Origin of the sequence: Streptomyces sp. NPDC008125 (assembly GCF_042957125.1) — a bacterium.
Classification (GTDB): Bacteria; Actinomycetota; Actinomycetes; order Streptomycetales; family Streptomycetaceae; genus Streptomyces.
The window spans coordinates 56,119-74,674 of record NZ_JBIBHR010000004.1 but is presented as its reverse complement, the minus strand read 5'-3'; the positions used below and the strand labels follow the sequence as shown (position 1 = coordinate 74,674).

The following is an 18,556-nucleotide window of genomic DNA, read 5'->3' as shown; positions in this document are numbered from 1 at the left end:
TCCGCCTAGCGGTAGGGCGCCGGTCGCCCGCACGGTCCGCACCGGGGTGCGGGCCGGGGGCCCGGGGTACGTCCCCCGGTGAGGCAGCGGCAGATACCGTACCGCCACCGTGCGTGTCTCAGCGGAGCAGGACCACTTCGGTCTCCGTGCCGGGCTCCATGGAGGTGACGTCCTCGGGGATCACGATCAGCGCGTCCGCCCGTGCCAGGGCGCCGATCAGGTGCGAGCCGGAGCCGCCCACCGGGACGACGGTGCCCGACACCTCGTCGTACGTGCCGCGCAGGAACTGGCGCTTGCCCGCCGGTGAGGAGAGCGCCCCGGTGGTGGTGAGGGCGGCGCGGACGGTGGGCCGGTGCACCTCTTCGAGACCCATCAGCGCGCGGATCGCGGGGCGGACGAAGAGTTCGAAGGAGACGTAGGCGGAGACCGGGTTGCCCGGGAGGGCCAGCAGCGGGGTGTGATCGGGGCCGATGGAGCCGAACCCCTGGGGCTTGCCGGGCTGCATGGCGAGGGTGCGGAAGTCGATGCCGCCGCCGGGCTCGTCCTCGTCGCCGACCGAGGAGAGCGCCTCCTTGACGACGTCGTACGCGCCGACGCTGACACCTCCGGTGGTGACCACCAGGTCGGCCCGGATGAGCTGGTCCTCGATCGTGGCCCGGAGGGTCTCGGCGTCGTCGGTGACCGCGCCGACGCGGTAGGAGATGGCTCCGGCGTCCCGGGCGGCGGCGGTGAGCGCGAAGCTGTTGGAGTCGTAGATCTGCCCGCCGGTCAGCTCCTCGCCGGGCTGGACGAGTTCGCTGCCCGTGGAGACGACGACGACGCGGGGACGGGGGCGGACCTTGACCGTGGCGCGGCCGATCGCGGCGAGCAGGCCGATCTGCGGCGGGCCGACGACCGATCCGGCAGCGAGGGCCAGGTCCCCCGGCTTCACGTCGCTGCCCGCGGCCCGGACGTGGGCGCGGGCCCCGGGGGCGCGGTAGATCCTGACCTCGCCGCTCGCACCCTCCGGTGCGTCCCGGTGGGCGCGCATGGTGGCGGCGGGGCCCTCGCCGGCGCCGCCGTCCGTCCACTCGACGGGGACGACGGCCTCGGCGCCCTCGGGCAGCGGAGCGCCGGTCATGATGCGGGCGGCCTGGCCGGGGCCGACCTTCCCGCCGTCGGGGAGTCCGTCGCTGCCGGCGGCCACGTCGCCGACGACGGTGAGCACCGAGGGGAACTCCTCGCTCGCCCCGGTGACGTCGGCGACCCGGACCGCGTAGCCGTCCATGGAGCTGTTGTCGAAGGGAGGCAGCGCGATCCGCACCACGACGTCCTCGACCAGGACGCACCCCTGGGCGTCGGGCAGTTGCAGCTCGATGGGTTCGAGCGGCCTCACCGCGTCCAGGATGTCGGCGAGGTGCTCGTCGACCGACCAGATCTCGCTGCTCAAGGTGTTACATCTCCTCGGTGACGTAACGGTGGAGCCAGGTACGGAAGTCCGGGCCGAGGTCCTCGCGCTCGCAGGCGAGGCGGACGATGGCCCGGAGGTAGTCGCCCCGGTCACCGGTGTCGTAGCGGCGGCCCTTGAAGACGACGCCGTGCACGGGGCCGCCGGTCTTCTCGTCGGCGGCGAGCAGTTGGAGGGCGTCGGTGAGCTGGATCTCGCCGCCCCGGCCGGGCTCGGTCCGGCGCAGTATGTCGAAGACGGCGGGGTCGAGGACGTACCGGCCGATGATGGCGAGGTTGCTGGGGGCTTCGGCCGGTTCGGGCTTCTCCACCAGGCCGGTGATGCGGACGACCCCGTCGTCGGCGGTGTCGTCCACCGCGGCGCAGCCGTACAGGTGGATCTGCGACGGGTCGACCTCCATCAGCGCGATGACGCTGCCGCCCTCGCGCTCCTGGACCTCCACCATCCGCGAGAGCAGCGCGTCGCGCGGGTCGATCAGGTCGTCGCCGAGGAGGACCGCGAAGGGCTGGTCGCCGACGTGCGGGGCCGCGCAGAGCACGGCGTGGCCGAGGCCCCGGGGGTCGCCCTGACGCACGTAGTGCATCGTGGCGAGGTCGCTGGACTCCTGTACCTTCTGGAGGCGTTCGGCGTCGCCCTTGCGGGTGAGCGCGGATTCCAGCTCGTAGTTCCGGTCGAAGTGGTCCTCCAGCGGGCGCTTGTTGCGTCCGGTGATCATCAGCACGTCGGAGAGACCCGCGGCCACGGCCTCTTCGACGACGTACTGGATGGCAGGCTTGTCGACGACGGGCAGCATCTCCTTGGGAGTGGCCTTGGTGGCCGGCAGGAAGCGGGTGCCGAGACCCGCGGCCGGAATGACGGCCTTGCTGATCCTGGAAGTCGACTCAGTCATGCGCAGAACCTTAACGGCTCGACATGGACGACCGATGATCCACTGCTTAACTTTGTACTCATATGCGCCCGTTTGAGCAGAGTGTGAGCTTCCTATGACCTGTGGCCAGGCCGACGACATCAGCGGAACCCCGGCGGACCAGCCGTCCGACGCCCCGAGCGGCCCCCCGGCCGACGCCGCGTCCCTGAAGGCGTCCCTGCGGCGCGAACTCCTCGCCGCGCGCGCGGAGCTGACGGCCGAGGAGCTCGCGGACTCCGCAGCCGCGCTGGCCCGCACCGCGCTCACCCTGCCCGAACTCACCGGCGCCCGGACCGTCGCCGCCTATGTGTCGGTGGGGCGCGAACCGGGCACCCGCGCGCTGCTCGACGCCCTGCGCGCCCGGCGTGTCCGCGTCCTGCTGCCGGTACTGCAGTCCGACCACGACCTGGACTGGGCGGTGTACGAAGGCACCGGCAGGCTGCTCAAGGCGGGGCGCGGGCTGCTCGAACCCGCAGGTCCCCGCCTCGGCGCTCCGGCCGTCCTCGACGCCGGCGCGGTGCTGCTGCCCGGCCTCGCGGCCGACACCCGCGGCATGCGGCTCGGCCGGGGCGGCGGGAGTTACGACCGGGTGCTGGCCCGGCTCGCCGCGGCGGGGGCGCACCCGGCGCTCGTGGTGCTGCTGTACGGGAACGAGGTGGTCGCGCGGGTCCCTTCGGAACCGCACGACCACCCCGTGGACGCCGTCGTCACTCCGGCCGGAACGCACCGCTTCGGCCGCTGAGCGGCCCGGGTGGTGTCCGGCCCCCGGTCAGCCGGTGGCCGCCGCCGGCTTGAGCGTCAGCGTGTCGACCGTGGACTCGCCGACCGCGTCGGCGCCGAACGACCAGTCGAGCAGTTCGCCGTCGACCCACTTGTCCGTCTGGTCGGTGTAGTGCGCGCTGAACGCGTGCCCCGAGGCGCCGGTGAGGTTGATCCAGCGGGACTTGTCCCAGTCGCCGACGTTCACCACCATCCGCATCGACGGCACCCAGATGACGTCGTAGCCGCCGGCCGCGTTCCAGCCGGTGGCGTCGACCGCCGCCTCGCCGCCGCCGAGGTTCCACGGGCCGCGGTTCAGCGCCCGCTGGAGCAGGCCCGGGCCCGAGGTACCGAGGGTCTGGTTCTTCAGGGTCAGCTGGTGCAGCCGGCCCCAGCTCCAGGTGGAGATGTCCTTGCCGAGCTTGGCGGTCAGCTCCCAGCGGGCGTCGTCCATGGCGCGGGCGAAGAGCTGGTCGCGGTTGTCGATGGCCTTCTCGCGACCCTGGGCGGGCACCTTCCACCAGGCGTTGTCCTCGTCGTCCAGGATCTTCTCGACGACGACGTTCCAGCGGTCGCCGCCATCCGGCTGCGCCGAGTCGGCGTCGCGCTGGCCGCATTCCCGTACGAGCTTGTTCTGCTCGTCGACGGGTGCGGTGGAGTCGGCGTGGGTGACGTTGATGCAGTCGCCCTCGACCCGCAGCTCCTTCGGCAGCTTGTTGCCGAAGGCCAGCATCAGGATGTTGCGCCAGACGCCGTTGAAGTACGCGGCGGCGGCCGAGTCGGAGTCCTGGGTGTAGTCCCAGCCCTCCAGCAGCTTCTGCGCCTCGCGGACGTCCTTGTCGGCGATGTTGATGCTCAGCAGCTTGGGCACCAGCAGCGCGGCGATCTCGCTGGTGTTGTCCATCTGCATCTTCTGCATGTCCTCGGTCGAGATCTTCTCGCCGCCCTTGATCTTCGACGCGATGAGGTCGTTGATGCGCTGGCTGCGGGTGCCGTAGCCCCAGTCCTTGGTAAGGAGCTCGGGGTACTTCTCGTCCACGACCGCCTGGTTCGCGGTGACGATGTAACCGCGCTCCGGGTTGTACTCGTACGGCAGCTCGCTGAAGGGGAGCGGGTCCTTCTCCCAGCCGTACTTCGAGGACCAGCCGGGGCTCGGCAGGGTGCCGTCGCCGGACTTGCGGACCGGGATCCAGCCGGGGGCCTGGTAGCCGATGTTGCCCTTGGTGTCCGCGTAGACGAGGTTCTGCGAGGGCACCTCGAAGTGCGCGGCGGCGTCGCGGAAGGACGCGAAGTCGTCGGCGCGGTCGAGCTCGAACACGGCGTCCATGGAGTGGCCCGGCTGGAGCGCGGTCCACTTCAGCGAGACGGCGTAGCCGGAGGCGCGGTCGGGCGCGGCGCCCGTCACCGGGGCCTTCTGGCCGACCTTCTCCAGCTCACTGCTGCGGTCGGAGACGAGCGGACCGTTGTTGGTCTCGCGGACGGTGATCTTCCGGCTCTTCCCGCCGGCGACCTTGATGGTCTCCACACGGGTGGTGAAGGGGACCGTCCTGCCGTCGTAGAGGTAGCCGTCGGCCGAGACCTTCTCCAGGAAGAGGTCGGTCACGTCGGCGCCGAGGTTGGTGAGACCCCAGGCGACGTCCTGGTTGTGCCCGATGATCACGCCGGGCATGCCGGAGAAGGTGTACCCGGCGGTGTCGTACTGGCACTTCGCCGAGACCGTGCGGCAGTGCAGCCCCATCTGGTACCAGAGCGAGGGCAGCATCGGCGCCAGGTGCGGGTCGTTCGCCAGCAGCGGCTTCCCGGTGGTGGTGTGCGCACCGGAGACGACCCAGGAGTTCGAGCCGATGCCGTTGCCGTTCGGGCCGAGCAGCGCCGGGATCTCGTCCAGGGTGTCGGAGAGCGCGCCGAGCTGGGTGTCGAGCCCTTCGGTGGCACCGGCGACGGTGTCCGCGTCGACGGTGGTGTCGGCCGGCTCGGCGTCCGGGTCGAACTCGCCGGTGGCGGAGGAGACCGCGCCCTCGCCGACGATCGTCTCGTGCTTGGCGTACGGGTACTCGGGGTACAGGTCCGCGATCTGCTTCGCCGAGAGCCTGCTGGTCATCAGCGAGCGGTCGATCTCGTCCTGCATGTTCCCGCGCAGGTCCCAGGCCATCGCCTTCAGCCACGCGACCGAGTCGACCGGGGTCCACTCGGTGGGCTTGTAGTCGTTGGTCAGGTCGAGCGCCGCGTACTCGACGGAGATGTCCTTCCCGTCCTTGCCCTTCAGGTACGCGTTGACGCCGTCGGCGTACGCCTGGAGGTTCTTCTTGGTGTCGGCGCTGAGGACCTTGTCGTACTCCTCCTGCGCGACCTTCCGCCAGCCGAGCGTGCGGAGGAAGGAGTCGGTCTCGACCTGGCTGGATCCGAACATCTCGGAGAGCCGCCCGGCCGTCATGTGACGGCGGACGTCCATCTCGTAGAAGCGGTCCTGCGCCTGGACGTAGCCCTGGGCGCGGAAGAGGTCGGCGTCGGTGTCCGCGTAGACCTGGGGGATGCCGTAGTCGTCGCGTTTGACCTCGACGTCTCCGGTCAGGCCCGGGAGCTCGATCGTTCCGGTGGTCTGCGGGTACGAGGCCCGGACCGTGGCGACGGACCAGTACGCGCCGTACCCGACACCCGCGACCAGCGCCAGGACCAGGACGATCACGATCAGGCGGGCGCGTCGCCCCTTCTTCCTGCCGGATTTCTTCGCAGCGGAAGGACCGGCAGAGACGGTTGTGTTGGCGGGCATCGCTGTCCTTCGAGGGGCAGGGTGGTCCTGGGAGTGCAAGGGCAACCATAGGCGCAGCGCCGATCCGACTCGGACGCGGTGGGGGGCTGCGGCCATCCGCACACAGGTCGTACACATACTCGAAGGCGTCAAGAAAGCGTTAAAGATTAGGTAAGGTAACGAAGTACCTGGTCGCCGGGAACCTGCCCGGCGGTCGTACGCGGGGAAGGAAACGCGCCCTGACTGTCCACACGCTCAACGAACTCCTGCTGGTCTCGTCGCTCGTTCTGCTCGTCGCGGTGGCGGCGGTACGGATCTCCTCGCGCAGCGGGCTTCCCAGCCTGCTCCTGTACCTCGGCATCGGCATCGCGCTGGGACAGGACGGCATCTTCGACGTCCAGTTCGACAACGCGGAACTCACCCAGGTGATCGGCTACGCCGCCCTGGTCGTGATCCTCGCCGAGGGTGGACTGGGCACGAAGTGGAAAGAGGTCAGGCCCGCGCTTCCGGCGGCGGCCGTGCTCTCGACCGTGGGCGTGGGCATCAGTGTGGGCGTCACGGCGGCGGGGGCGCACTACCTCGTCGGGCTGGAGTGGAAGCAGGCGCTCATCATCGGCGCGGTGGTCTCCTCCACGGACGCCGCCGCCGTCTTCTCCGTACTCCGCAAGGTGCCGCTGCCCTCCCGGATCACCGGCGTGCTGGAGGCGGAATCCGGCTTCAACGACGCCCCGGTGGTCATCCTCGTCCTCGCGTTCTCCACGATCGGGCCGGTCGAGCACTGGTACGTCCTGGTCGGCGAGATAGCCCTCGAACTCGCCATCGGCGCGGCCATCGGCCTCGCCGCCGGCTGGCTCGGCGCGTACGCGCTGCGCCATGTCGCGCTGCCCGCCTCCGGCCTCTACCCGATCGCCGTGATGGCCATCGCGGTCACCGCGTACGCGGAGGGCGCCATCGCGCACGGCAGCGGGTTCCTCGCCGTCTATCTGGCCGCCATGGTGCTCGGCAATTCCAAGCTGCCGCACTGGCCGGCCACCCGGGGCTTCGCCGACGGGCTCGGCTGGCTCGCCCAGATCGGCATGTTCGTCCTGCTCGGCCTGCTCGTCACCCCGCACGACCTGCTCGACGACTTCTGGCCCGCGGTGGTCGTGGGCCTGGTGCTCACCGTGGTGGCCCGGCCGCTCTCGGTCTTCCTGAGCCTGGCGCCCTTCCGGCTGCCCAAGCGCGAGAAGACCCTGATGTCGTGGGCGGGGCTGCGCGGCGCCGTCCCCATCATCCTCGCCACCATCCCGATGGTGGCCGGCATCGACGGCTCCACCCGTGTCTTCAACATCGTCTTCGTGCTGGTCATCGTCTACACGCTGATCCAGGGGCCGACGCTGCCCTGGCTCGCCAAGGCGCTGAAGATCGCCGAGGACCCCTCCGAAGCCGCCGACCTGGGCATCGAGTCCGCGCCCCTGGAACGGCTGCGCGGACATCTGCTCTCCGTCGCGATCCCGGCGAAGTCGCGGATGCACGGCGTGGAGGTGGGCGAACTCCGCCTCCCGGCCGGCTCCGCCGTCACCCTGGTGGTCCGGGACGGTACGAGCTTCGTCCCCGCCCCCGCGACCGTGCTGCGGCGCGGCGACGAACTCCTGGTGGTCGCCACCGACCCGGTGCGCGACGCGACCGAGGCCCGGCTGCGGGCGGTCGGCGAGGGCGGCAAGCTGGCCGGCTGGCTGCACGCGGGGCAGCGCCCCGGCGGCGCGGCGGACGACGACGCGGTGGCCCGACTCGCCCGCGCCACCCACCTGGACCGGCTCGCGCACACCATGCAGCGGCTCAGCGGAGCGACGGACGCCCCCGAGCCGGCGCCGAAGGCCCGGCGCGGCAGCGCCGCCGCGGCCCGCGCGGCGGGCGCCTCCCGGGCGGCGGACGGCTCCCGGGCGGCGGACGGGGCGGGGCGGCCCGAGCACGTGCGGGCGGACAAGAGCGGAGGTACGGAGAGGAGCGGGCTTACGGAGAAGAGCGGGCTTACGGAGAAGAGCGGGCGCTCCTCGAAGGCGGCGCCCGCGGGTGACCGGGAGCGCCCCGCGTCTCCGGAACGCCCCGACCGCACCGGCGGCCAGGACGGCCGGGACGGCCGGAACCGTCACGGGGGCGGGGAGCGGCCGGGGGCCGGGAACCGCTCGGACGGGCCGACCGCGCGACGCTGACCGGTGCGGGCGCGGGCCCGGCGCGGATCCTCGCGGGCCTGGCGCGGTGCCCACCTGGGGCTCGGGGCGTCCCGGGCTCGGGGTGTCCCGGGCTCGGGGCGCGCTCGCGGGCCGCGCCGAACCGTATACGACCGGGCGGGGACCCCGTCCGGCTTCCCTCTTCCCGTCCTGGACCCCGCACTGCCACGACTTCCGGCTGTAACATGGGGCCGACCTGATCGACCAACTCTGCCTGATGCAGAGCTGGCGCGACCGTATGGCGGTCGTGGCGTCGCTCCGCACCCCTTGAGCGGGACGCCCGGCATCTACCGCAGTTCCGCGCGAAGAGGACAGCTCTCGGCAGCTCCCGTACGCCTCCGCGGCGTCCCGGGCGCGGTGCCACCAGGCGGCAGAAAGGCACGGCCGTGGCATCCACGGTCCCCGTCCGTCCCGGATACGGGCAACTGCTGCGCACCCCCGGTGCGTGGACCTTCCTGCTCCCGGGCTTCGCCGCCCGGCAGCCCTTCGCGATGCTGACCATCGGCATCGTCCTGCTCGTCCAGCACACCACCGGTTCCTACGGCAGCGCGGGCGCCGTCGCGGCCGTCTCCGGCGTCTCGATGGCCCTGTTCGCCCCGCAGACCGGCCGGCTGGCGGACCGCTTCGGGCAGCGGACCGTGCTGCTGCCCGGCGTCCTGGTGCACGCGGTGTCGGTGGGCGTGCTCACGGCGCTCGCGCTGGCGCACGCGCCCCTGTGGGCGCTCTTCGCCGCCGCCGTACCGACCGGCGCCTCGATCCCGCAGGTCGGCCCCATGGTGCGCGCCCGGTGGGCGGCGCTGCTGGGGGCCGCACCCGGCCGCCCGGCCTCCCCGCTGATGGCGACCGCCGCCGCGTTCGAGTCGGTGACCGACGAGTTCACCTTCGTGCTGGGACCTGTACTCACCACCGCGCTCTGCACCGGCGTGCACCCGGCGGCCGGTCTGATCACCGAGGCCGCGCTGACCCTGCTCGGCGGGGTGCTCTTCGCGGCGCAGCGGTCCACCCAGCCCGCACCGCACTCCCCCGCCGCGGATTCCGCGCCCCGCACCTCGGCCCTCGGCGTCCCCGGTGTCCGGGTGCTCGCGATCACCTTCCTGGGTATCGGCGCGGTCTTCGGCGGCATGCAGGTCTCACTGACCGCGTTCGCCGAAGAGATCGGCCACCCCGGGGTGAACGGCCTGCTGTACGGGGTCTTCGCCTCCGGCAACATGCTGGCCGGGATCGTCTGCGGCGCCGTCGCGTGGAAGCACGGCCCCCGCCGCCGGCTGATCGTCGGGTACGCCGCACTGACCCTGACCGCGTCCGCGCTCTGGGCGGTGCACTCCGCACCGCTGATGGCCGGGCTCGGCTTCCTGGTCGGGCTCTCCATCGCTCCCGCGCTGATCAGCGGGTACACCCTGGTCGACGCCCTGGTCCCGCCCTCCGCCCGGACCGAGGCGTTCACCTGGCTGACCGGGGCGGTGGCCCTGGGTCAGGCGGCGGCCGTCACGGTGGCCGGCCGGCTCGCCGACGCACGGGGCGCGAGCAGCGGATTCGTCGTACCGCTGGTGGCCACGGTGCTCGCGCTGGCGACCCTGCTGGCACTGCGTTCGCGGCTTCTTCCGGCCGCGTCCGGGCGGACCGTGGCACGTGGGATCGGTCACCGGAAGCCGGTCACGGTGGACTGATTCCACGGAATACGTCAGTATGGAACGTCGTTAGCACTCACTGAGTGAGAGTGCCAGGAGGAGCAAGTGCCGACCTATCAGTACCAGTGCACCGAATGTGGCGAAGGCCTTGAGGCGGTGCAGAAGTTCACCGATGACGCCTTGACCGTGTGCCCGAACTGCAATGGACGCCTCAAGAAGGTGTTCTCCGCGGTCGGCATCGTCTTCAAGGGTTCCGGTTTCTACCGGAACGACAGCCGTGGATCGTCGTCGAGCAGCACGCCTGCTTCGCCGTCCACCAAGTCGTCCGACTCCGCTTCGAAGTCGTCCTCGACGTCGGACTCGGGCTCGTCCTCGTCCTCCGCCGCGTCGGCCTCGTCGTCGGCCGGTTCGTCGTCCACCGCCTCGACCTCGTCGAGCGGCTCGGCCGCCTGAGGCGCCGACCGGACCCCGCTTCACCGCTTCACCGCTTCACCGCGCGACAGTGTCACCACGTGCACGGCTTCGCCGCCGGCACGGTCTGACCGCTGACACGGCTTCACCGGGACTCCGCCGATCACCTCGGCGGAGTCCTCGTGCTGTCCCCCGGCGCCCCTTGCCGCCCCCGATAGCCTGACCGCATGGTGAACGCAGGCACGATCACGGACGCGGGTACCCGCGGGACCGGGGGGACGTCATGAGCGCTGGTACGGATACGGGTTCGGCGGCAGCGGCGGGTTCGGGCGGGGCCCCGGGGGCCGGCGCGGAGATCGGTGTCATCGGGGGTTCGGGCTTCTACTCCTTCCTGGACGACGTCACCGAGGTCCAGGTGAAGACCCCGTACGGAGACCCCAGCGACTCCGTCTTCCTCGGCGAGATCGCCGGGCGCCGAGTCGCCTTCCTGCCCCGGCACGGGCGCGGCCACCATCTTCCGCCGCACCGCATCAACTACCGCGCCAACCTGTGGGCGCTCCGTTCCCTCGGCGTGAGCCAGGTCCTCGGCCCGTGCGCGGTCGGCGGGCTGCGGCCCGAGTACGGGCCGGGCACGCTGCTCGTCCCGGACCAGCTGGTCGACCGCACCAAGGCGCGCACCCAGACCTACTACGACGGCGAACCGCTGCCCGACGGCTCGGTGCCGAACGTGGTGCACCTCGGGTTCGCCGACCCGTACTGCCCCCGGGGGCGCGCGGCCGCGCTCGCCGCCGCGCGCGGCCGTGCGTGGGACGCGGTGGACGGCGGCACGCTGGTGGTGGTCGAGGGGCCGCGCTTCTCGACCCGCGCGGAATCGCGCTGGCATGCCGCGATGGGCTGGTCCGTGGTGGGGATGACGGGCCACCCCGAGGCGGTGCTCGCCCGCGAACTGGGCCTCTGCTACTCCACGATGACCCTGGTCACGGACCTGGACGCGGGGGCCGAGGCGGGCGAGGGCGTCTCTCACGAGGAGGTCCTCCGGGTGTTCGCCGACAACGTGGACCGGCTGCGTTCGGTGCTCTTCGACGCGGTGGCCCTGCTGCCCTCCGAGGAGGACCGCAACTGCGTGTGCACGCGTGCGCTGGACGGGATGGACACGGGGATCGTGCTGCCGTAGAGCTGATTCCCGGCCTGTGGCGGCCGGCTCGGCAGCCTGTTTCACCCCTGCGGGTGGCGGAGTTGTCCACAACCTGGGGGCCGTCCACAGGCCGCGGCGGGATCGGCGCGCACGGGGCATCGTGAGGGGGTCCGACCGGGGCATCCGGCGGACTCCCGCACGCACGACCAGGTGGCGCCATGTTCACGAACGCGACGACCCGTCCGTCCTTCGACCGGGGCTCCGTCCCCGGCTCGGGCTCAGGCTCAGGCTCAGGCTCCGGCGACGGCCCGGACTGCGGCTCAGGCTCCGGCCCCCGCTCAGGGAACGGCTCCGATTCCGCCCCGGGCCCCGGTTCCGGCTCCGGGGACGGCCCCTCGGCTTGGTACGGATCCACCCCCGCCGGTCCCGCCCCCGGGTGGGCCCGCCCCGGGGGGACGGTCCGGCTGCCGTCGCCCGTGCCGCCCCGGTGCGCGGTGCCGGAATTCGCGCCCCTGCGGGTGCGGGGCGCCGGCGGCGCGCTGCGTTTCCGGCGCGCTCTCTACGGCCGGCAGCGCGCCCTGGCGGCCGGCTTCGCGCTCGCGGCAGCCGCTCTCGCCGCTTCGGGGCTCGGGGCGGCGGAGGGCAGGGCGGCAGGGGTGGCCGGGCCGGAGCGTACGCGCCCACCGGTGCGCCTGGTGTCGGCGCCGGTGCGGATCGCGGACGCGGCGACGGTGCGGCTGTTGCGCCCCGGCGACCGGGTGGACGTGATCTCCGCTCCGGCGTCCGGGGACGATGCGCGGGTGGTGGCGCGCGATGCGCGGGTCACCCGCGTTCCGGGTGCGCCCGCCGGGGGCGTACCCGGGCCGGAGGTGGCGCGGACCGATGGGCCGCCGCCCTCGGGCATCGGCGATCCGGGCGAGGGCGCGCTGGTGATGCTGTCGGTCCCCCGCGAGACGGCGGTGGCCCTGGCGGGAGCCCATGCGTCGGGCGAGCTGCTGGTGGCGGTGTCCGATGTGTGACGGCACGGCTCCCGCCCGTACGCGGCCCGGCGTACCGGGCGGGGGGCGGCCCGGCGGGGTGCCGGGCGGGCGGCTCAGATGTGGTGCGGGGGCTTCTCGTCGAGGAAGCGGGCGAGGTCGGCGGCGCTGCCCCCGGTCGCGGGTCGCTCTCCCCAGCCCCGGTCCGTGTCGTCGGACGACTGCTGGTCCAGCGGATCGCCGAAGTACAGCTTCGGGCGCGGCTTGGGCTGCTCCGGTGCGGCCTGCTGCGGTGCGGCCTGCTCCGGTGCGGCCTGCTGCGGTGCGGCCTGCTCCGGTGCGGCCGGCTGCGGTGCGGCCTGCGGCTCCGGGTGCGGCTCGCCGGGTCCGGCGGCGGGGGCGGTGCTCATGCCTCCAGGGTACGGCCGTCCCGCCACCGGCCCCGCCGGACCGTGCGGGCGCGGCTCCCGGCGGTCCGGCGACGGCGGGGCGGTCAACGGTCCTTCGGGTCCAGCCACCACAGTCCGAGGACCACCAGGAACGACAGGCAGAGGAAACCGGCGCCCCACCAGGCGGTGCCGGTGTTGCCCTCCATCCACTCGTCGATGATCACCAGCAGACCCCAGAGCTGGCCGACGACCACGGTCATCGCCAGTACCAGGCGGGCGGTCAGCTTGGCGGACCGCTCCGGTTCCTGGTCGGTGCCCGCTCCGGGCCCGGGCCCGGTGTGCCGGACGCGGGGGTCGCCGTAGCCGCTGGTGGGCCGGATCTGCGGATAGCGCTCCTTGACGGGCCGGTTGAGTTCGGGACGGGCGCTCCCCGGGTGGTAGTCGGGGTAGGCCGGGACCTCGGGCGACGGCTGTTCCTCGGTCATGCCGGGTCACCTCCCCGGCCCGCGTCCTTCCCGGCGCCCCCTCCGGCACCGCTCCCCGATCCCCGTCCGGCGCCACCGCCCGCACCGCTCCCCGCACCGCTTCCGGCCCCCCTTCCCGCGGCCCGTCCCGCGGCTCCGCCCGCGCCCCCGCCCGATCCGGCGCGGTGCGCGGACGCGGTCCCGGTACGAGCGGGCGCCTCGACGCCGCCGCTCCCGCTGCGGCCCGGTGCTTCGACGCCGTCGGTGGTGCCGGGGCAGTCGAGGCGGCCGGCCAGGCCGGGGTTGGTCTCCTCCAGCTGGCGGCAGACGCCCTCCTCGATGGACTCGCCGGAGCGGGTCGTGCCGATCGCCCACACGCTGCCGTCGGCCTCCTCGGTGACGACCACCTTGGGCAGCCCGCGCGGCGGCGGACCGGCCGTGACCTCGCCGGTGCGTGCGTCGAAGACGCCCTCGTGGCAGGGGCAGTACAGCTCGCCCTCGATACCCCGGTCCTTCCGCCACAGCACGGCGCAGGCGAGGTGGGTGCAGACGGCGGAGTAGCCGACGAGGGTGCCGTCGTCGAGCCGTACGGCCACCGCGCGGTCCTCCTCGCCCGGGTAGCGGAAGGCGAGGGATTCTCCGGGGAGGAGCTGGGAGGCGATCCTCTGGGGCCGGGCCGGCTTCCCGTCGTCGGTGTCGCCGTGGCGGTGCAGGATGCCGGCGGCCACCCCGATGCCGCCGACGGCCAGTCCGCCGGAGACGGTGGTGACGATCCGGAGGTAGTCGCGGCGGGTGGTGAGGGCGTCGGCGGAGATCCGGTCGTGCAGGGCTTCGCGCGGGTCTCCGCCGGCGGGCGGCCGGTCGTTGCCCGGCGGCTGTTCGGTGACGCTCATCGGCGGACGTCCTTACCGTTGATCTCGACGACGGGGAGCCCGCCGGGGACGGGCCACTGGACCTTGTCCGCGGGGACGACCATGGCGACCCCGGTTCGCACCTCGGTCGACCCGAACACGAAGGTGTCGGCGACCTGGACCCCGGGACGCTCCGCCTGGAGCTCCTCGACGGTTCCGTAGAAGAGGGCGCCGGTGGGGCAGACGGTGGCGCACATGGGGGCGAGGCCGTAGGCGGTGCGGTCGTAGCAGAGGTTGCACTTCAGCTGGAGCTTGGCTTCGAGGTCGATCTTGGGAACGCCGAAGGGGCAGGCGTTGACGCAGTTGGCGCAGCCGATGCAGCGGGTGGTGTCGGCCTGCTGCACCACGCCGTCGGCCGTCACGAGGATGGCGTCGGCGGGGCATACCTCGGCGCACGGGGCGACGGGGTCCTCGCAGTGCATGCAGACGGTCGGAAGGGAGGCGACGGACTGGCCCTCGTCGGTGTAGTCGAGGTGGATCATCGACGTGCCGCGGTGCGAGTCGCATTCGCGGCAGGCGGAGACGCAGGCCTGGCAGCCGATGCAGCGGCTGGGATCGATGAAGATCGTTCTGCCCATCACGGGGCGTCAGCTCCTCTCCGAGGTGCCACGGCCCTGCGGGGACGTGGGGGGCAGCGGGTCGGTCCGGGAGACCTGGGTCTCCGGGTACGCGACGTGCCCGGGTGCGACGGGCGGCGAGGGCACGATGTCGAGCTCGGCCGCGTGCTCGACGCGGCAGGCGCACACCTTGTACTCGGGGATCTTCGAACGGGGGTCGAGGGCATCGATGGTGAGGGCGTTGGCGGCGGTGGGCACCGGCCAGTGGTACGGCACGAAGACCGTGTCGGGCCGGATCGCCTCGGTGACGAGGGCGGGGAAGACCTCGCTGCCGCGCCGGGTGACGACCCGTACGGGCTCGCCGGTGCGGAAGCCGTGGGACGGGTGGACCTCCGCCCAGGGGCGGGGCGTCTGCTCCACGAGTGCGCCCAGCCGACGGGTCTGGTTGCCGGAGAGGAAGTGCGCGACGGTCCGCCCGGTGGTCAGGGACATCGGGAACTCGTCGCTGTACGGATCCATCGGCAGGTGCCACTCCACGGCCTGGAGGTGGATCCTGCCGTCCTCGTGATAGGTCCGGCCGTCCTCGAAGAGGCGCGGGGTGCCGGGGTGATCGGTGGAGGGGCAGGGCCAGGCGATGCCTCCGGTCTCCTCCAGCCGTTCGTAGGTGATGCCGTAGTAGTCGATGACGGTGCCCCGGGAAGCGGTGCGCAACTCCTCGAAGACCTCGCGCGAGTCGGCGAAGGCGAACTTGTCACCGGCTCCGAGGCGCCGGGCGAGCTCGCACATCACCCAGGTGTCGGTGCGTACGCCGGGGGGCGGTTCCTGGGCCTTGTTGTGCTTGACGACGCGGGCCTCCGCGTTGGCCATCACGCCGTCGTCCTCGGCCCAGGTGGTGACGGGGAAGACCACGTGGGCGTTGGCGGCGGTCTCGGAGAGGAAGAAGTCGAACTGGGCGTGGAACTCGATGGCGTCGTAACCCTCCTTGACCACGCGGTAGTTCGGGAGGGAGACGAAGGGGTTGTTGCAGATGCCGATCAGGCCGCGGATCTCGCGGCGCTGCATCTGCCAGACCATCTCCATCATGGAAGTTCCGGCGGTGGGGAGTTCGGACTCCTCGATGCCCCAGATCTCGCAGATCTGGCGTCGGTGCTCCTCGTTGAGGATGGAGCGTCCACCGGGCAGCAGATCGGCCTTCTGGCCGTGTTCACGGCCGCCCTGGCCGTTGCCCTGGCCGGTGAGGGTTCCGTATCCGGCGCCGGGTTTGCCGATGTGGCCGGTGGCGGCGCAGAGGTTGATCACGGTGAGGCAGTTCTCGACGCCCTGCGAGTGGTGCTCGATGCCCCGGGCATGCCAGGCCATGGCCTTGGGGGCGCGGGCGAAGGTCCGGGCGACCTGGACGATCTGTTCGGCGGGGACGCCGCAGATCCCCGCCGCGCGGGACGGCGGGTACTCCAGCACCTTGGCCTTCACCTCCTCCCAGCCGGTGGTGTGCTCGGCGAGATACGACTCGTCGGTGAGCCCTTCCTCGACGATCACGCAGAGCAGGGAGTTGAAGAACGCCGAGTCGGTGCCGGGCTTGAGCGCCACGTGGATGTCGGCGGTGCGGGCGACGGCGGTCTCGCGCGGGTCGACGACGATGAGGCCGGCGCCGCGGTCGCGGGCTCCCCAGACGTACTGGGTCAGCACCGGGAAGCACTCGCCGACGTTGGATCCGGCGATGAGCAGGCAGTCGGTGAGCAGGATGTCGGAGAAGGGGTTGCCGGCCCGGTCGATACCGAAGGCGAGTTTGTTGGCCCCGGCGGCGCTGACCATGCAGAGCCGGCCGTTGTAGTCGACGTGCTTGGTCCTGAGCGCGACCCGGGCGAACTTGCCGACCAGGTAGGTCTTCTCGGAGAAGAGGCTGGCGCCGCCGAGGAGGCCGAACGCGTCCTTCCCGTACATCTCCTGGATGCGGCGGATCTCGGAGACGGTGAAGTCGAGCGCCTCGTCCCAGGTGACCTCGGCGAACTCCTCGTCGCGCGAGCGGCGCATCAGCGGGGCGGTGAGCCGGTCGGGGTGGTTGACCTGCTGGTAGGCGTTGATGCCCTTGGGGCAGAGCCGCATCCGGTTGATGTCGTGGTTGCGGGGTTCGACGCCGAAGACCTTGCCGCCCCGGTCGACCCGCAGGTACATCCCGCACTGGACGCCGCAGAAGCAGCAATGGGTGGGGACGAGTGTCTCGCCGTCCTGGTCGGCGTGCCACTGGTCGGCGGGAATGCCTCCGGCGTCGCGGAAGGCGCGGGTGCCGGGCGGGGCGAGGGAGGGGTCGAGGGGGATGGCGGCGCGGTGGTCGGACGGGGCCGGAGAGGCGCCCCCGCCGTGGTCGGCTGCACGCGGGTCCGCGGTCACTTGAAGCCCTTCTTCACATGGGTGAGGTAGGCGCTGCCGCGCAGCACCCGCTTGCAGCGCGGGCAGTACTCGGTCCACTCGTCGAAGTCGAGCCGCAGGTCGCGCATGGTGCCGCGCAGGTTCTCGACGTAGGGCTCGGTGTCGATGGGCTGTCCGCAGCGGCGGCAGGCGAAGACCTCGTCCTCCTGGCGGGCGGTGTACTTGAACAGCTGCATGCCGACGGCGGCCGGGCGCTGGACGATGTGGAAGAACTTCCCGAACGGGATGTGGATGAGGGTGAAGACCACGGCGGCCATGTGGAGCACGGCGAGGAACTCGTAGCCTCCGCCGTGCAGGAAGATCGACGAGAAGGTGAGCAGCAGCCCGGTCACCGAGATGACGATCAGCGCGATCAGCGGGATCAGGTCGTAGCCGAAGCGCTGGCCGGTGCCGGCGCCGCGGTCCTTCATCCGGCGCCAGAGGAAGTACGAGGCGCCGGGGATGACGAGGACGGCCGCGAGGTCCAGGCCGTGGAACATCACCCAGCCGATGAAGCCGATCGAGTCGAAGCCGAGGATCTTGAAGCCCCAGATCCGCATCTCGTACCCGGGGCCCGACCCGGTCCCCGAGGTGAAGGTGAACCAGCCCCAGGTCAGCGGGAAGGTGATCAGGGCCGCCAGGATGCAGCCCCAGAAGATCAGCTGGTGGGCGGCCCAGCGGGCGTGCGAGCGGGCGCCGAGGAACTTCTGGAAGCCGAGGTAGGTGGCGATCATCTTCGGCAGGGCGGTGGGGGTCCTGCGGAAGTTCTCGGCGGAGAACAGGCTGCGCCAGCCCTGTTCGAAGAGGCGCGCGGCGCCGGGGGCGGAGATCCAGACCGTGTAGCGGTAGGCGACGCCGAAGGCCAGGAAGACGCTGGCGACGGCGTAGGGCAGCAGGGCGGAGTCGAAGTTCACCAGCAGTCGGCTGCCGAGGACGATCGCGAGGATCAGCAGGGCCGAGACGGCCGCGCCGACGAGCGTCGCCCGCGCGTTGACGGACCGGGGAAGGGCGTCCGCCGCCTTGGCCAGGGCCCTGCGCGGACCGGACGGGGCCGGCTCTTCGGTGGTCACCCGCGCCGAGACACCGGACGAGGAGGTCGGATCACCGGGCGTGGGTGGTACGGCGGAGGCTTCTGGGGGCTCGGTCACCCGACCACCGTAGGTAGCCATGGGTGCGTTTACCCTGTTTTGCCCCTCGCCTGGGTGAGCGCGTCCCCTGCATGGCGGGTCAGGGCGTCATACGGCTCACGGCTGCTTCGTACGGGGCGGAACGCGGTCGTACGAGGTGGGGCGCGCGGCACCGGGGACTCGGGGGCGGACGAACGTCCCGACGCTCACCGGACGCGGTCCGGCAGGAACCCTCCGGCCCGCGGAAAGGGCCGGCCCCATGGGCCCTCACCTGTCGTGGGGGTATCCGCGAAAGCGCGGGTGCGGGACCGCCCGCCGACTCGCCCCGCCCGGCGGGCAGTTCGGCGGAGCTTCCGGGCGGGGGCGGGAACTTTCCGTCGCCCTCCCACGTTTTTTCCAACCCCGGCGACGATGTCGGAGCCAGGGACTACGTTAAGCACGCACCACGTCACATGCGGCAACGGCCTGGAGAAAGCACC

15 protein-coding genes are annotated in these 18,556 nt (G+C 72.2%); 6 read left to right on the top strand and 9 right to left on the bottom strand.

The genetic code is table 11. The features are described from left to right. Positions 1 to 118: 118 nt before the first annotated feature. A complete protein-coding gene (glp, locus tag ACFZAX_RS08150; protein ID WP_390960151.1) occupies positions 119 to 1,429 on the bottom strand; it encodes a gephyrin-like molybdotransferase Glp in 1,311 nt (436 codons plus the stop codon). 4 nt (positions 1,430 to 1,433) lie between these two features. After that, positions 1,434 to 2,336 (bottom strand): UTP--glucose-1-phosphate uridylyltransferase GalU, encoded by a 903-nt coding sequence (gene galU, locus ACFZAX_RS08145; protein ID WP_390960150.1) that lies wholly within the window; start codon positions 2,334 to 2,336, stop codon positions 1,434 to 1,436. A gap of 94 nt (positions 2,337 to 2,430) precedes the next feature. On the opposite strand from galU, the gene ACFZAX_RS08140 reads away from it, so the two are divergent. After that, positions 2,431 to 3,096: a 5-formyltetrahydrofolate cyclo-ligase gene (locus ACFZAX_RS08140; protein WP_390960149.1), complete on the top strand. Its 666-nt coding sequence runs from the start codon at positions 2,431 to 2,433 to the stop codon at positions 3,094 to 3,096. Between the two features lie 27 nt (positions 3,097 to 3,123). On the opposite strand, the gene ACFZAX_RS08135 is transcribed toward ACFZAX_RS08140, so the two are convergent. Then, the gene (locus ACFZAX_RS08135) at positions 3,124 to 5,883 is read right to left on the bottom strand and encodes a penicillin acylase family protein (protein WP_390960148.1); all 2,760 of its coding nucleotides are present in this window, start codon (positions 5,881 to 5,883) and stop codon (positions 3,124 to 3,126) included. 278 nt (positions 5,884 to 6,161) lie between these two features. On the opposite strand from ACFZAX_RS08135, the gene ACFZAX_RS08130 reads away from it, so the two are divergent. From ACFZAX_RS08130 to ACFZAX_RS08110, 5 genes are all read left to right on the top strand, one after another. Beyond that, complete coding sequence (locus ACFZAX_RS08130) at positions 6,162 to 8,054, top strand: potassium/proton antiporter (RefSeq protein ID WP_390960147.1); 1,893 nt, start codon at positions 6,162 to 6,164, stop codon at positions 8,052 to 8,054. A gap of 404 nt (positions 8,055 to 8,458) precedes the next feature. Beyond that, entirely contained in the window at positions 8,459 to 9,739 is a 1,281-nt protein-coding gene (locus tag ACFZAX_RS08125; protein WP_390960146.1) for an MFS transporter, read from the top strand. Positions 9,740 to 9,805: 66 nt separating this feature from the next. Then, positions 9,806 to 10,153: an FmdB family zinc ribbon protein gene (locus ACFZAX_RS08120; RefSeq protein ID WP_390960145.1), complete on the top strand. Its 348-nt coding sequence runs from the start codon at positions 9,806 to 9,808 to the stop codon at positions 10,151 to 10,153. 241 nt (positions 10,154 to 10,394) lie between these two features. Further along, a complete protein-coding gene (locus tag ACFZAX_RS08115) occupies positions 10,395 to 11,285 on the top strand; it encodes an S-methyl-5'-thioadenosine phosphorylase (protein WP_390960144.1) in 891 nt (296 codons plus the stop codon). A gap of 455 nt (positions 11,286 to 11,740) precedes the next feature. Further along, positions 11,741 to 12,265 (top strand): hypothetical protein, encoded by a 525-nt coding sequence (locus ACFZAX_RS08110; protein WP_390960143.1) that lies wholly within the window; start codon positions 11,741 to 11,743, stop codon positions 12,263 to 12,265. A 74-nt stretch (positions 12,266 to 12,339) separates the two neighbouring features. On the opposite strand, the gene ACFZAX_RS08105 is transcribed toward ACFZAX_RS08110, so the two are convergent. The 6 genes from ACFZAX_RS08105 to ACFZAX_RS08080 form a co-directional block, all read right to left on the bottom strand. Continuing rightward, positions 12,340 to 12,633, bottom strand: coding sequence for a hypothetical protein (locus ACFZAX_RS08105; protein WP_390960142.1), 294 nt, complete (start codon positions 12,631 to 12,633; stop codon positions 12,340 to 12,342). 83 nt (positions 12,634 to 12,716) lie between these two features. After that, positions 12,717 to 13,097, bottom strand: coding sequence for a hypothetical protein (locus ACFZAX_RS08100; RefSeq protein ID WP_390960141.1), 381 nt, complete (start codon positions 13,095 to 13,097; stop codon positions 12,717 to 12,719). After that, positions 13,094 to 13,969, bottom strand: a complete 876-nt coding sequence (locus ACFZAX_RS08095; RefSeq protein WP_390960140.1) for a Rieske 2Fe-2S domain-containing protein — start codon at positions 13,967 to 13,969, stop codon at positions 13,094 to 13,096. Before ACFZAX_RS08095 ends, ACFZAX_RS08100 begins: the two co-directional genes overlap by 4 nt. Continuing rightward, positions 13,966 to 14,568: a 4Fe-4S dicluster domain-containing protein gene (locus ACFZAX_RS08090; RefSeq protein ID WP_390960139.1), complete on the bottom strand. Its 603-nt coding sequence runs from the start codon at positions 14,566 to 14,568 to the stop codon at positions 13,966 to 13,968. The genes ACFZAX_RS08095 and ACFZAX_RS08090 overlap by 4 nt, the downstream gene beginning before the upstream one ends. A 6-nt stretch (positions 14,569 to 14,574) precedes the next feature. Next, positions 14,575 to 16,932 carry a molybdopterin-dependent oxidoreductase gene (locus tag ACFZAX_RS08085; protein ID WP_390960138.1) on the bottom strand — a complete coding sequence of 786 codons (2,358 nt, stop codon included), beginning with the start codon at positions 16,930 to 16,932 and terminating at the stop codon, positions 14,575 to 14,577. Then, entirely contained in the window at positions 16,929 to 18,098 is a 1,170-nt protein-coding gene (locus ACFZAX_RS08080) for an MFS transporter (RefSeq protein ID WP_390960137.1), read from the bottom strand. The genes ACFZAX_RS08085 and ACFZAX_RS08080 overlap by 4 nt, the downstream gene beginning before the upstream one ends. Between the last annotated feature and the right edge of the window lie 458 nt (positions 18,099 to 18,556).